The following is a 14,131-nucleotide window of genomic DNA, read 5'->3' on the forward strand; positions in this document are numbered from 1 at the left end:
GTCGTCGGCCGTTGCCGCTTGCGGATCTTCCGACTCCTCGTGTCGGCACCCTGGTCTATGGGGTGGCGGCTCTGGATGCCAGTGGTCGGATCGCCGACAGTGGGGTCGTTCGTGCGCTCGGTTGGGTGCCGGGCACCCGGCTGCACATCCATGAGGGTGCCGGTCTGGTGGTGCTCCGCGCGGATCGGCAGGGCGTGTTCACGGTGACCGGTCAGGGTCATCTGCGGCTGCCGGCGGCGGTGCGGCAGTGGTGCGGGTTGGCGGCGGGTGACCGGCTGCTGCTGGCGGCCTGTCCTGCGGATGGGTTGTTGGTGGTGCATCCTCCGGCGGCTGTGGACGCGATGGTTGGCCCGGTGCACGCTGCTGTGCTCGGTGGTGGTCGGCCGTGACCGATGGTGCGGTGGGGCGGGCGGAGTTGGACGCGGCCCGGTTGTTGTTGGCGCGGATGGGGATCTCGCCGGCTGATCTGGTGGAGGCGGCGGCGGTGCGGCCGGTGGCGCCGACGTTCGCGGAGTACGTGCCGGTCGTGTCGGCGGCGGTGACCGCGGGTACGCGGCGGGCGTACGGGTCGTACTGGAAGCGGGTGGTGGAGCACTGGGGGCAGCGGCGGTTGGATGAGCCGAGCCCGTCGGAGATCGAGTGGTTGGCGGAGTACGTCAGGACGCATGTGGTGGCGCGTCGCAATGCGCGGGGTGGGCGGAGCGCGGCGGAGCATCTGATCGCGGCGTTGCGGTGTTTGTACAAGCGGGCGGTGGCGGACGGGTTCATCGCGGCGGCGGACAATCCGGCGGTGAAGGTGGCCAAGCCGCGGCGGTTGGCGAGTACCAGGCGGGCGGTGGCTGATGCCCGGTTGGCGGAGATCAATGCGGTCGCGGCGGGTACGGGTGATGATCCGGTGTTGGACAGTCTGTTGTTGCGGTTGCACACCGAGACGGCGTGCCGGCGGGGTGGGGCGTTGGCGTTGCGTCCGGTGGATCTGGATCCGGATCAGTGTCTGATCCTGTTGCGGGAGAAGGGTGACACGGTGCGGTGGCAGCCGGTGTCACCGACGTTGATGCGGCATCTGCAGCGGCACGCGGAGGAGCGTCATGCTTCGGCGCGGGGCCAGTTGCTGCGGTACCGCAACGGGCAGCCGATCACGTACCGGCGGTACGACCATCTGTGGGTGCGTATCGGTGAGCATCTGCCGTGGGTGTGGGTGCAGCAGATCAGCACTCACTGGTTGCGGCATACGACGTTGACGTGGGTGGAGCGGAACTTCGGTTACGCGGTGGCCCGTGCCTATGCCGGTCATGCCGACAGTGGCGGTGATGTCGGTACGACCACGACGTATGTTCGGGCGAGTCTGCAGGAGGTCGCCGCCGCATTGGCGGCCTTGACGAACGAGCCGCATCCCCTCGCATGAGTTTCAGCAGTGGGCGTGTGGGGCCTGTTCTGCGGTCCTGAACGCTGTGGTTGCGCGGCCATCGCAGGGCAGAGATGGCGGGCGGGGGTGCCGGGGGCACCGAAGGGCACGGACGGCGCGGTGATCCCGCATCCCCGCATGGGCGGGAACGAGGTGCGTCCAGGTCGTCCTGACGTCTCTGCTGAGCTCGTCCCTGGGGTGCCGGGGCGGGGGCAGGGCACCTCCCGGCGTGGGGTGTGGTCAGAAGGTGATCGTGAGGGTGGTGTCGGGTCGGTTGATGTCGCCGGGTTCGGCGGGTCGGGTTCCTGCGCGGTGACGGTGGGCTGGTTGGGGCGGCCTGCGGCGTCCCATTGGTCGAGCAGGTTGGTCAGGTCGGTGGCGAGCGCGTTGGCGTCGGGTCCGTGGGCGATCGCGCCGAGTTCGTGGTGGCCGTCGCCGGTGTCTTGGAAGGCGAGGTAGGCGATGGTGCCGCCGTGGTAGATGGCGGCACCGGCCCATCGGTAGGCGGGGGTGACCAGTCCGCTGGTGCGGGCGGTATCGCCGACGCCGAGGCGGCCGAACGGTTTGTCGGCGTGTGCGAGGAGCCACAGGTCGAGGTGGCCGATGGGGTCGGCGTCGTTGACCTGGATGCCGGTCCAGCGTTCGAGCCGGGGGTGGCTCAGAGCCTTGGCGAGGGCGGCGCGGTCGGGTTGGTCGGTGGCGTCGAGTTTGAGGACGACGTCGGTGTCGAGGCGTACGTGGTGGTCGGTGTGTTCGGTGCTGCCGCGCATGGGGACGAATCCGCAGACCAGTGGCGTCGTGGCGCTCACCAGCATCGTGGGGCTGGTGCGGTCGAAGGCGAAGCATCGGGTCAGGCCGCTCTCGTGCACGCGCAGGGGCACGACGATGCGGCCGTGGTCGGCGAGTTGGTTCCACCAGGCGGCGGAGATGTCCCAGGCTCCGGCGGTGACGATGATCCGGTCGTAGGGCGCGTGGTCGGGTGCGCCGAGGGCGCCGTCGCCGCAGATCACCTTCACGGTGTGGTAGCCGGCGCGGTCGAGGCCGGCGCGGGCGCCGTCGGCGAGGTCCTGGTCGAGTTCGATGGTGACGACCGTGCCGCCGGGGCTGGTCAGCTCGGTGAGCAGTGCGGCGTTGATGCCGGTGGCCGCGCCGATCTCCAGGACGCGGTGGCCGGGTTGGGGGGCGAGTTGTTCGAGCATGTCCGCGACGAGGCTGGGGTTCGATGCGGACGACAACGCGGCACCGCTGGGGTCTCGTTTGGTGACGATCTGGCGGCGGGTGTAGACGGTTTCCAGGTCGACGCCGGGGAGGAACTGCTCGCGGGGGACCGTACGGAATGCGTGCGCGACGGGGGCGGAGCGGATGTGGCCGCGCTGTTCGAGTGTGCTGACGAGCTGTTCGCGGAGCGTCGCGGCACTCGACGTTCCCGGTGCGGTGGGGGAAGTGTTCACTGCGTTGACCCTACTGTCGATCTTGGGGGCATTCGGCTGGTGCAGGCGGGAAGCGAGAGTTGCCAGACGTTGCGCCGTTGTCCAAGGGTTCAAGGCTCATCATCTCCACTCGTGGCGTCAGCATTGACATACTGAAGGTTGACCAGTGGCTGATCTAGGAACCCCCGGTGGACACGGAAAGGCGGGAGGTTCCGAACCTCGAAATGAGAATGATTGGGGCATACCGGTTGCGCATCGCCTGGGTGATTCGCTGGCGAGCGTCGATTTCTGCTGGTGGAGAGCTGCTGCGCCCGGTCTACGGACCGGGCGAGGATCGCAACACCGCGTCGAAGTTGCCCAGCAGAATGCCACCGTCGAGCTGCGCCCGGTCTACGGACCGGGCGAGGATCGCAACAGGTCGAGCCCGAACGCGAGGTGCAGCGCGACCAGGCTGCGCCCGGTCTACGGACCGGGCGAGGATCGCAACCACCCGGGCATCATCGCCCACCGGGAAGCCACGCCGTCGCTGCGCCCGGTCTACGGACCGGGCGAGGATCGCAACCTCGGAGCGGCCGGGGACCTGCTGGGCACGGGGCTGGCTGCGCCCGGTCTACGGACCGGGCGAGGATCGCAACTCACCGCCGCTCGCCGCTGCCCCGGCGACACCCCGCTGGCTGCGCCCGGTCTACGGACCGGGCGAGGATCGCAACCCCGGACTGCCCGGCGCGGACCAGAGCGGCCAGCTCGGCGGCTGCGCCCGGTCTACGGACCGGGCGAGGATCGCAACTCACCGCCGCTCGCCGCTGCCCCGGCGACACCCCGCTGGCTGCGCCCGGTCTACGGACCGGGCGAGGATCGCAACCCCGGACTGCCCGGCGCGGACCAGAGCGGCCAGCTCGGCGGCTGCGCCCGGTCTACGGACCGGGCGAGGATCGCAACCACTCCCCTCCCAGCCACGTCTCGATGTCGGGCGGCAGGCTGCGCCCGGTCTACGGACCGGGCGAGGATCGCAACTCGATTCCGGCCAGGGCCTCTGCCCGGGCCGCGTGGGCTGCGCCCGGTCTACGGACCGGGCGAGGATCGCAACGGGTCCGGTCTTGGTGGGTGGCTGTCCGGCCGGCGGGGGCTGCGCCCGGTCTACGGACCGGGCGAGGATCGCAACATGGTGTTCCTGTCCACGATGGTGCAGCTGCTGATGCGCTGCGCCCGGTCTACGGACCGGGCGAGGATCGCAACCAGTACTGCGTCGTCCCCATGGCCGGGGGCTGCGGGGCGCTGCGCCCGGTCTACGGACCGGGCGAGGATCGCAACCCGGCACCGGGGATGTCCACGGTTTCGGCGCTCACGCTGCGCCCGGTCTACGGACCGGGCGAGGATCGCAACAAGGTCGAAGCGGGCCGGGAGTAGATCAACGTTGGTGGCTGCGCCCGGTCTACGGACCGGGCGAGGATCGCAACGGCGGACCCGCAGGAACCGGTCCAGGGCCTGCCCGGTGCTGCGCCCGGTCTACGCACCGGGCGAGGATCGCAACCCGCATGACGGCCAGGTCCCGCTCGTCACGGCGGATCGCTGCGCCCGGTCTACGGACCGGGCGAGGATCGCAACATCCGGTGGTACAGCCCGGACTTGAGTCCCGGCACATAGCTGCGCCCGGTCTACGGACCGGGCGAGGATCGCAACCTGGTCGCCTCCGTGGTGGGTGACGCAGCGGGGCCGGGCTGCGCCCGGTCTACGGACCGGGCGAGGATCGCAACCGGCATCACCGCAGCGGTGAACATCCCGAGACCGATCGCTGCGCCCGGTCTACGGACCGGGCGAGGATCGCAACGACGAGGATCAGGGGCCACGGGACGCGGCCGGTCGGCTGCGCCCGGTCTACGGACCGGGCGAGGATCGCAACGACGTGATCGAAACGGGCATCGGCAGCGTGTCGGCGGTGGCTGCGCCCGGTCTACGGACCGGGCGAGGATCGCAACATCAGCAACACGGCCGACGCCGCCGAGATCCTGACGATGCTGCGCCCGGTCTACGGACCGGGCGAGGATCGCAACAGACAGGCGGCGGCCATCTCACGCGGCATCGCCCGCCAGCTGCGCCCGGTCTACGGACCGGGCGAGGATCGCAACCTGGACTACGCGGCGTTGGCCCTGCATCACGTGGCCCGCTGCGCCCGGTCTACGGACCGGGCGAGGATTGCAACAAGCCGGACCGGGAGGCAGTGATTGTCGAGCTGGCGCTGCGCCCGGTCTACGGACCGGGCGAGGATCGCAACTCGGCCATGGGTATCTCCTGTCGGCAGGGTGCGGGCGTGCTGCGCCCGGTCTACGGACCGGGCGAGGATCGCAACTGCGCCACGTTCGAGGTGGTGATGCTCCACCAGGGCAGCGCTGCGCCCGGTCTACGGACCGGGCGAGGGTCGCAACGCCGTGCACCCGCAGGAACAGCGGGGTCTCGACGTCCCCGCTGCGCCCGGTCTACGGACCGGGCGAGGATCGCGGCCTTCCGTACCCACCAGTGCTGCTGGGTACGCGCTGGGTGAGGTTCTCGATATCGAGGGCCAGGTCGGCACACTTTGGCTGTGGCGAGCGCCTGGGCGCGACAGGAGTCGGTGGTGGCCGCCGACAGGGTCAATGCTCTGTGGTCGGTAACCACTTGGCTCAGGAGGATCTGTAACGATGATCTTGGGAGTTGTTTATGTCTGGTGTGAGTTCTCTGCGGGCGCATAGTCCTGCTACCGGTTCTGGTCGGTGGCACTCGCTTGCGGATCATCTTCGTGGCACGGCGGTGCTGGCGCGACGGTTCGCTGCCCCGTTTGGTGGGGGTGAGGTGGCGTACTGGCTGGGTGCGCTGCATGACGTGGGAAAGGCGTCCTGTGCGTGGCAGGACAAGCTCGCTGTGGTCGGGCCCACTGGGGGAGCGGTGGGTATTGATCACAAGTCGTTGGGGACCAGGATCGCGCAGGAGCGTGGGCTTGGGCCGTTTGCTGGGGCGATTTTCGGCCATCATGGTGGGCTTGTCGATAATCCTGGGCTACGTGAGGCGTTGCGGAAGAGGCTGGCTGACTGGTCCGGGGACGTGGCGTCCGCTGAGCGCGAGTTGCCCGTGTTGCTGCCCGATCTGCCACAGGATCTGGGTTCTCTGGTGCCGGTGGATTGGCGTGGTGATCCGCTGGCGGGGGAGATGGCGCTACGCCTGTGTTACAGCGCGTTGGTGGATGCGGACAGTTTGGACACTTCCGCGCATTTCAAAGGGTTGACCGGTCCTCGGGTGTGTGCGGATGCCGACTTCAGTCATCTCTACCAGAGGTTCGAGGGTCGACGTCGGGCGGAGATCGCCGCACGTGGCGGCTCTCCGATCGCGGCCTTGCGGGAGCAGATCTACGCGGATTGTCTGGCGGCGGCTGAGTGCGAGCCGGGGGTGTTTCGCCTTGGTGCGCCGACCGGTGCCGGTAAGACGCTGGCGAGTGGGGCGTTCGCGCTGCGGCATGCGGAGAAGCACGGGTTGCGCCGGGTGATTGTGGCGGTCCCGTTCCTGACCATCACCGAGCAGAATGCCGCCGTATACCGTCGGCTGTTGGACGAGGAAGGTGAAGAGCCGGTCGTCCTCGAACATCACAGCCAGGCCGACTTCGATGATCCGGATGCCGGCCGGTGGGCACGGCTCGCGGCGGAGAACTGGGATGCGCCGTTCGTGGTCACGACCTTCGTCCGGCTCTTCGAGTCGCTGTACGCGCGTAAACCGTCGGCGATGCGTCGGGTGCATCGCCTGGCCAACTCGGTGATCGTGTTGGACGAGGTGCAGGCGCTGCCGCATGCCATGCTCGCGCCGATCCTCGATGGTCTTCGCCTGCTCGTGCGGCACTTCGGTGCGACCGTGCTGCTGTCCTCGGCGACACAGCCGAGTTTCTGGGCGTTGGATGAATTCAAGGATGTGCCGTGCATGGATCTGATCCACGACACCCCAAGGCTGGTCAGTGAGCTGCGGCGGGTGCGATACAAGTGGCAGCTCGACCCGCAGCCGACGCTGGCGGACATCGCCGACCAAGCAGCGGCAGAACGGTCGGCGTTGGTGGTGGTAAACACGACGGCGGACGCGAAGGCAGTGTTCGAGCGGTGGAACGACACGGAACAGGAAGGGGCGGCCTGGCACCTATCGACTCGCATGTGCCCAGAGCATCGGCGGCAGGTGCTGAATGAGGTACGCACTCGTCTCGACCAGGACGAGCGGGTCCTGTTGGTAGCCACGCAACTCATCGAGGCTGGTGTAGACGTCAGTTTCCCGGTGGTGTTCCGGGCGATGGCGCCGGCTGACTCACTGTTGCAAGCAGCCGGGCGAGCCAACCGTGAAGGGCGGATGGCCGACGGTGGTCTGGTGGTCGTCTTCGCGCCGAAGGACGGCGGGCAACCACCCTCGTACAAGACGTTGGTCGGCTGTGCCGGACGTCAGTTCGGACCGGACAAGGCCGACCCGGACGACGTGGCGGCGCTCGGACGCTACTACCGCAACGTGTACGACATGCTGAACCTCGCCGACAGCCAGCACGTCGGCAAACGCATCCAGTACGCCCGGCAACGCTGGGAGTTCGAGACCGTGGCGGACGGGCCGATGGATGCGAGCACCAAGCGGCGGGATCGGAAGCTGGCGTTCAGGATGATCGACGACGACGCTATCAACGTGGTGACGCCACAGGGCGCAGTAACACCTGAGCTGCGGTATGAGCTGGAGGAGCTCATCGTCGAGCTACGTCACGCACCGGTTCCGGATCTGGCGAAGCTGCGTCGTTTGCAGCCATACACGACGAACCTCCACCCCAGCGTTCTACGCCAGCCCGGAGTGACGGCGCTACTGCGACCGATTCTCGGCACCGAGGTACGGCGGGGCGCGTTGGTCGAGTGGATCGGCGAGTACGACAACTCCACGGGGATCAACCTCGACCCGAACCTGGAGCAGTTCGTCTTCTAACGTTTTCAGGTCACCAGGTGAGCGCACCGTGCGCTCACCTGGCAATCCAGTCAATCCATGATCTTGTGCAGCCCTCCGGCGGTGATCAAGCTGGCAAGCACACCGGTGGGCAGACTCTCGGCGGTGCCGACCATGATGCCAATCGCAGCGCTCAGCGCCATGATTACTACCCAGCGTAACGGGAGAGGGGAGGGGCTCCGGGGTTCTTGACTCTCGTCGGGTGGCCTGTGGGCGCGGCGTTGCCCTACTGTCATCTTGTTCCTTTCGGCCTCACGGATGGCGGGGGAGCTGGGCGGTCCGCTGTTCGCGCAGCGGACCGTCGTGTTTCTGGGGACGGTGCCCGCCCAGCCGACATCTTTATAGCCCACAGTGGAGCGTGTGTCTAACCACAGGGTGCTTGAGCCGACTCCGTCCGGCTCAAGCACCCAAGGAAGTTTGATAGCCTGTTTGGGCCGCTAGCAAGGTCGGGTGGCCTGCAGTGCCTAGGTGCTGAGGATCGCAACCTTGGGTGTTGCCCGGAGGGGGTTGGCTTCGTCCGACCAGGACTGACCCGTCCTTGTCGGACGGAGTTCCGCCCCGAAGTAGTCGAGTCGGATTCTTGTCAGTCCTTCATGGAGTGAACCGGCGTGGTGCGGCCGTTCCTGCCGCACTGGTCGTGGATCGTCGCACCTGGTGTGCGAGGAGGCCTCCGGTTTCGTGGTGGGGTCTTGCTTCGATCATGTGTGCGAGGGGCCTGTCGTGGGAGGGCTGTGTGGTGACGATGGAAGTGGTCAATGGGGTGACCTTGCGGCGGAGCCCGGAGGGTGATCTTCCGGTGGTGGTGCAGGTCAGTGGTGAGGCGGCGTTGTTCTCGCGGCCGGAGTTGAAGGTGGAGCGGGTCAGTTATCCGGTGATGACGCCGTCTGCTGCGGTGGGGGTGCTCGAATCGATCTTCTGGAAGCCGGAGATGCGGTACCGGGTGGTGGCGATCGAGGTGCTCAAGCCGGTGCGGCAGTTTTCGATTCGGCGGAACGAGACCTCGGATGTCGCACCGTTGGCGGAGGCGCTCAAGGGCTCGCGTCGGGTCGATACCGCAGCGCATCGTGATCAGCGGAATGCGGTGTGCCTGCGGGATGTGGCGTACCGGATTCATGCTCATGTCGAGGTGGCGGCGCACGCGGACAAGCCGGTCGCGGCGTATCGGGATCAGTTGCGTCGGCGGGTCCGGAAAGGGGCTTGCTTCCAGCAGCCCTACCTGGGCACGCGTGAGTTCAGCGCGGAGTTCGGCTGGCCGGATGACACGCCCCGGGCGGATGTCAACGAGGAGATCGGCATCATGCTGCACTCCATCCACCGGGACGGGCAGTCGGCTCAGCCGCGGATGGAGTGGTTCGCCGCTCGGGTGGTGGCCGGGGTGTTGTCCGTGCCGGAACGGGGGATCGAGCTGGCGCTTCCGGTGGAAGGCCAGGTGGTGTAGTGCTGCTGCAGCGGCTGGTGGAGTTCGCCGACACCAGCACAGAGATCATCCCGCCGTTCTACTCCCGCAAGGCGGTGCGTTGGAGCCTGGAGATCGACGCCAACGGTGTTCCCCAGGGTGGCCTGGTCGATACGGCGAACAAGGACGACCCGAACTCCCGGTTCGGTGCGCCCCGGCTGGTGCCGGCGGTGACCCGGACCGTCGGGATCTCGCCCGCGCTCGCGGTCGACACGGGGGAGTACGTCTTCGGTTGGCTGTCGGAGGGGGTCAAGCCGGAACGGGTCGCCAAGCAGTACACCGCGTTCCGTGCCCTGATCGCCGAGTGGGCGGCAGCCGAACCAGATAGTCATGGTCCGGCTGTCGCCGCCTTCTACCGCGACGGGCACGCCGACCGTGTTTCACCGCCGGCGGACTGGGGCAGGGGAGACCTGGTCGGCTTCTGGGTCGACGGGGTCTACGCGGCGGACGCTGTCGCGGCGCAGCGTTTCTGGGCCGGGGTGGCCGGTGACCGGAAGGGCTCCGGACGATCCGGGTTGTGTCTGGTCTGCGGGCGGGTGCAGCCGCTACTCCACACGATGCCGCAGCAGATTCCTCGACGGTGGGTGCCCGGGGCCACCCAGAGCGCGTCGCTGGTCAGCATGAACGAGGCCACCCACGGCTACGAGTTGCAGAAGTTCCTGACCCATACCCCGATCTGCGCCGACTGCGGACTGAAGTTCATGACCGCGCTGACGGCGCTGCTGTCCGATCCCCGGCACAGCACCAGCCTGTCCGGGCAGAACGCCCGGCTCGCCTGGTGGGTCCTCGGCGGGTCGACCATCGACCCGTGGGCGGCCGTCGAGCAGTTGGACCCCAGCCACATCCAGCGCCTGGTTGCTGGGCCGGCGAGCGGCGCGGAAGCCTCCCTCGACGAGGTGTCCCGGTACTGCTCGGTGACCGTGGGCGGCAACGTCGCCCGCGTCGTTGTGCGGGACTGGGTCGAGCTGCCGATCTCCCGGGTCAAGGACAACATCCGGGCCTGGTTCGACGACCACCGGATCGTTGACGCCTGGACCGGTGAGGTGGCCACCATCAGGGTCTCCCAACTGGCCCGGGTAGCGGGTCGGTTCGAGGTCGGACGTAACGGAGGTGCCGGGACGTGGACGAAGTTCGGCGCGTCCGGGGAACACCGCCCACCTGACCTGTTCCACCGGCTGCTCAGCGCCGCGCTACTCAGGCGACCGTTGCCGCCGAAGCTGCTCAACCACGTCATCAACCGCATCCGGATCGACGGCCGTCTCGACCCCGCCCGCGCGGCGTTGATCCGGCTCGCCCTGCGCCGTCACCCGACCCTGCCCGAGCATGAACGAGAGAGGCTGACGCCGACCTTGAACGTCGCCCACAAGCAGCCGGCCTACGTAGCCGGCCGCATCTTCGCCGTCATGGACGACCTGCAACGCACCGTGTTCCGGGTCGCCGACCAGAAGCTGAACACCACCTTCGCCGAACGTTACTTCGGCCGCGCCATCGACAACCCGCAGGTCGTCATCGTCTCCGGCCGCCGCAACGTACAGGCGTGGCTCAAACGCCTCCGCGGCCCGCTGCGCCGGCCCGGCTGGTCGGACGCGTACGAACGGCGGCTCGACGACCTGTTCGTCCAGCTTGACGTGATCCCCAGCGCTGCGGTGCTGACGGACAAGGCCCAGTTCATCCTCGGCTACCACCAGCAGCGGGCCGAGATGCGGACCGAACGCGTCGCCGCAGCCGCGAACAAGAAGAAGACCGACCTTCCCCCGGAGCCCGACGACGTGGCACCGACCGCCGACGACGAAGGAGACGACGCATGAGCGCCGCGCACCTCGACCCGACCCGCCGCCACGACGCCGTCCTGCTGTTCGACGTCAGCGACGGCAACCCCAACGGCGACCCGGACGCCGGCAACCAGCCCCGCACCGACGATGAGAGCGGACAGGGCCTGGTCACCGACGTGGCGATCAAACGCAAGATCCGCGACACCGTGTCGCTGCTGCGCGGCGACGACCCGCGCTACGGCATCTTCGTCGAAGCCGGCCACGCCCTGAACACCCGAATCGACGGCGCCTTCACCGCCAACCCACCCAAGATCAGCAACAAGCCCACCCCGGCAGAGAGCGCGGCAGCCCAGCAGTGGCTCTGCGCGCACTACTTCGACATCCGGATGTTCGGCGCGGTGCTCAGCACCGGCAAGAGCGGCGGCGCCGGTCAGGTCCGTGGTCCGCTCCAGCTCACCTTCGCCCGCAGCATCGATGCGATCCTGCCCACCGACCACACCATCACCCGGGTCACCCAGACCCGACAGGACGACATCGACAAGGGTGAGCGCACGGAGATCGGATCCAAGTGGACCGTCCCGTACGGCCTCTACCGCGCCCACCTGTTCTACTCCGCACCCCGCGCCGCCAAGACCGGCGTCACCAGCGACGACCTCGCCGCCTTGTGGCAGGCCCTCACCGTCATGTTCGACCACGACCGGGCCGCCAGCCGCGGCGAGATGAAGCTCTGCGGTCTCTACGTTTTCAGCCACCCCGACGCCTTCGGAGCCGCACCCTCGGCCGCCCTCACCCAGCGGATCACCGTCAAGCGCACCAACGACGACAAGGCGCCACGCGCCCACACCGACTACACCCGCAGCATCGACGAGTCCGGCTTGCCCGGCGGCATCGAGCTGACCAAGCTGGTCGATCTCTGGCCGTGACCGACGACCACCCTGAGGACAGCGGCACCGACCTGCGGGAGGTGCCGCTGTCCGCGTTGGAGCACTACGCCTACTGCCACCGGCAGACCGCCCTCATCCACGTCGAGGGCGTCTGGACGGAAAACGTCGAGACGGTACGCGGCGACCTCAGCCACACCACCGTCGACCTACCCGGCATCCAACGCCGCCGAGGCCTCACCACCATCCGGTCACTGCCGGTATGGAGTCACACCCACGGCCTACGCGGTATCTGCGACGTCGTCGAGTTCGAGAAGAACGCCGCCACACCCGTCGAGTACAAGGTCGGACGCTACAAACCCGGCGGCCCCGCCGAACTACAACTCGGCGGGCAGGCCCTCTGCCTCATCGAAGCCGGCTTCGACGTACCCACCGGATACATCTACTCCGTGGCCGAACGCCGCCGACACCCCGTACCCATCGACCATGACCTGCTCGAACGGGTCATCGCCGCCACCGCAGCCGTCCGTCGACTGCTGCACACCCCGGCGCTGCCGGCGGCACGCAACGACACCCGCTGCCGGCGATGCTCCCTGCGCGAGGACTGCCTACCCGAACTAACCGACGGCCAGCGGCAGACCCCACCCGACCTGTTGACCCCACGACCATTGGGACAGTGGCGTGACTGAACTACTCAACACCCTCTACGTCCAGACCCCCGGCACCAGCCTGCGCCTCGACGGCGACACCGTCCGGATCTACCACCCCGACCAACCCGGACGTCACCTACTACCCCTCGTCCGACTCGACCACCTGGTCCTGTTCAGCGGCGTGACCCCCACCGACGACCTGCTCCTGCGCTGCGCCGACGACGGCCGCTCCGTCAGCTGGCTCACCGGCAGCGGACGATTCCGCGCCGGACTGATCGGCCCCACCCACGGCAACCCACTGCTACGCCAAGCCCAACACCGCGCCGCCGACTCACCACAGCGCCAACTCCCCATCGCCGTCGCCATCGTCGCCGGCAAAATCCACAACGCGCGCCAAGTCCTGCTCCGCACCGCCCGCGACACCAGCGGCCCCCGACAAACCGCACTACGCGCCACCGCCGAACTCCTCGCCCAACGACTCGAACTCCTCACCACCACCGCCAGCACCAACGAAATCCTCGGCGTCGAAGGCATCGCCGCCCGCGACTACTTCGCCGCCATGCCCTACCTCCTCGGCGACAACACCGACTGGAAGGCATCCGGCCGCAATAAACGACCACCCACCGACCCCCTGAACTGCCTGCTCTCCTTCCTGTACGGCATGCTGCGCGTCGCGGTGCAGGGTGCACTCGAACAGGTCGGCCTCGACCCCTACATCGGTTTCCTCCATGCCGTCCGACCCGGTAAACCAGCCCTCGCTCTCGACCTGATGGAAGAGTTCCGACCCCTCCTGGCCGACCGCCTCGCCCTCACCATGCTCAACAGACGAGAGCTGACCCCCACCGACTTCGAAGAACTACCAAACAACGCATACCGACTCACCGACAACGGACGAAAGACCGTGCTCGCAGCCTGGCAACAGAGCCGACAACGCGAGTGGCCGCACGCGCAACTCAACCGCCAAGTGCCTGCCGCGCTGCTCCCACTCGTGCAAGCCCGACTACTCGCCCGCCACCTCCGCGGAGACACGGTCGCCTACGAGCCGTGGACGGTGAACTGAACGTGGACCTACTCGTCACCTACGACGTCGAGACAGTCACCCCACAAGGGCAACGCCGCCTCCGCAAAGTCGCCAAGATCTGCGAGGCATACGGACACCGCGTACAAAAATCGGTCTTCGAAGTAGTCTGCCGCGACACCGACAAAGTCCGCTTCGTCGCCGCCCTCCAAGACGCCATCGACCCCACCCAGGACAGCATCCGCATCTACCACCTACCAGCCCACGCCCTCGACGACGTCGAACACCTCGGCAAACCACGACCCATCGACCCACGCGGACCACTAGTGATCTAGGAACCCCTAGTGGACACGAAAACCCCGGAGGGTTCCGAGGTCAAAAACCCGGATCAGAGAGTCAAAACGGACTGCGAGCACGTCGATGAAGGATCGCCTAATCGCTATATTTGCTGCTTGTGAACCGCTGCGCCCGGCCACCGCGCCGGGCGAGGATCGCAACCGCCGGGGGCGTACTGCCGCACTGCGCCACAGTGCAGTGGC

At 67.9% G+C, this 14,131-nt stretch carries 10 protein-coding genes and 2 CRISPR repeat arrays (1 of these 12 running past the window's edge); of the genes, 9 read left to right on the forward strand and 1 reads right to left on the reverse strand.

The window, feature by feature from the left end:
• Positions 1 to 62 precede the first annotated feature (62 nt).
• Together OHQ87_RS04490 and OHQ87_RS04495 are read left to right on the forward strand one after the other, a co-directional pair.
• Positions 63 to 389: an AbrB/MazE/SpoVT family DNA-binding domain-containing protein gene (locus OHQ87_RS04490; RefSeq protein WP_328345205.1), complete on the forward strand. Its 327-nt coding sequence runs from the start codon at positions 63 to 65 to the stop codon at positions 387 to 389.
• A complete protein-coding gene (locus OHQ87_RS04495; protein WP_328345207.1) occupies positions 386 to 1,405 on the forward strand; it encodes a tyrosine-type recombinase/integrase in 1,020 nt (339 codons plus the stop codon). The genes OHQ87_RS04490 and OHQ87_RS04495 overlap by 4 nt, the downstream gene beginning before the upstream one ends.
• On the opposite strand, the gene fxlM is transcribed toward OHQ87_RS04495, so the two are convergent.
• On the reverse strand, positions 1,291 to 2,856 hold the full coding sequence (gene fxlM, locus OHQ87_RS04500) for a methyltransferase, FxLD system (RefSeq protein WP_328345209.1): 1,566 nt from the start codon (positions 2,854 to 2,856) through the stop codon (positions 1,291 to 1,293). The two genes, OHQ87_RS04495 and fxlM, sit on opposite strands and share 115 nt — an antisense overlap.
• A 283-nt stretch (positions 2,857 to 3,139) precedes the next feature.
• A CRISPR array of direct repeats spans positions 3,140 to 5,334; the repeat unit is 37 nt; unit sequence GCTGCGCCCGGTCTACGGACCGGGCGAGGATCGCAAC.
• A gap of 195 nt (positions 5,335 to 5,529) precedes the next feature.
• Between fxlM and cas3 the strand changes: the two genes are divergently transcribed.
• From cas3 to cas2, 7 genes are all read left to right on the forward strand, one after another.
• Positions 5,530 to 7,797, forward strand: coding sequence for a CRISPR-associated helicase Cas3' (cas3, locus tag OHQ87_RS04505; RefSeq protein ID WP_328345211.1), 2,268 nt, complete (start codon positions 5,530 to 5,532; stop codon positions 7,795 to 7,797).
• A 766-nt stretch (positions 7,798 to 8,563) separates the two neighbouring features.
• Positions 8,564 to 9,253 (forward strand): type I-C CRISPR-associated protein Cas5c, encoded by a 690-nt coding sequence (cas5c, locus tag OHQ87_RS04510; protein WP_328348743.1) that lies wholly within the window; start codon positions 8,564 to 8,566, stop codon positions 9,251 to 9,253.
• Positions 9,253 to 11,079 (forward strand): type I-C CRISPR-associated protein Cas8c/Csd1, encoded by a 1,827-nt coding sequence (gene cas8c / locus OHQ87_RS04515; protein ID WP_328345213.1) that lies wholly within the window; start codon positions 9,253 to 9,255, stop codon positions 11,077 to 11,079. Before cas5c ends, cas8c begins: the two co-directional genes overlap by 1 nt.
• A complete protein-coding gene (cas7c, locus tag OHQ87_RS04520; protein ID WP_328345215.1) occupies positions 11,076 to 11,966 on the forward strand; it encodes a type I-C CRISPR-associated protein Cas7/Csd2 in 891 nt (296 codons plus the stop codon). Before cas8c ends, cas7c begins: the two co-directional genes overlap by 4 nt.
• Positions 11,963 to 12,613 carry a CRISPR-associated protein Cas4 gene (gene cas4, locus OHQ87_RS04525; protein WP_328345217.1) on the forward strand — a complete coding sequence of 217 codons (651 nt, stop codon included), beginning with the start codon at positions 11,963 to 11,965 and terminating at the stop codon, positions 12,611 to 12,613. The genes cas7c and cas4 overlap by 4 nt, the downstream gene beginning before the upstream one ends.
• The gene (cas1c, locus tag OHQ87_RS04530) at positions 12,606 to 13,634 is read left to right on the forward strand and encodes a type I-C CRISPR-associated endonuclease Cas1c (protein WP_328345219.1); all 1,029 of its coding nucleotides are present in this window, start codon (positions 12,606 to 12,608) and stop codon (positions 13,632 to 13,634) included. The genes cas4 and cas1c overlap by 8 nt, the downstream gene beginning before the upstream one ends.
• On the forward strand, positions 13,619 to 13,927 hold the full coding sequence (cas2, locus tag OHQ87_RS04535) for a CRISPR-associated endonuclease Cas2 (RefSeq protein WP_328345221.1): 309 nt from the start codon (positions 13,619 to 13,621) through the stop codon (positions 13,925 to 13,927). The genes cas1c and cas2 overlap by 16 nt, the downstream gene beginning before the upstream one ends.
• Before the next feature lie 126 nt (positions 13,928 to 14,053).
• Positions 14,054 to 14,131: direct repeats of the CRISPR family, unit length 37 nt; unit sequence GCTGCGCCCGGCCACCGCGCCGGGCGAGGATCGCAAC; it runs 3,381 nt beyond the window's last position.

The sequence above is a fragment of the Micromonospora sp. NBC_00421 genome, assembly GCF_036017915.1.
GTDB lineage: Bacteria > Actinomycetota > Actinomycetes > Mycobacteriales > Micromonosporaceae > Micromonospora.

Coding starts and splice junctions, on each gene's coding strand:
- cas3 (WP_328345211.1), top strand. CDS start 5,530: ATGTCTGGTGTGAGTTCTCTGCGGGCGCATAGTCCTGCTACCGGTTCT.
- cas7c (WP_328345215.1), top strand. CDS start 11,076: ATGAGCGCCGCGCACCTCGACCCGACCCGCCGCCACGACGCCGTCCTG.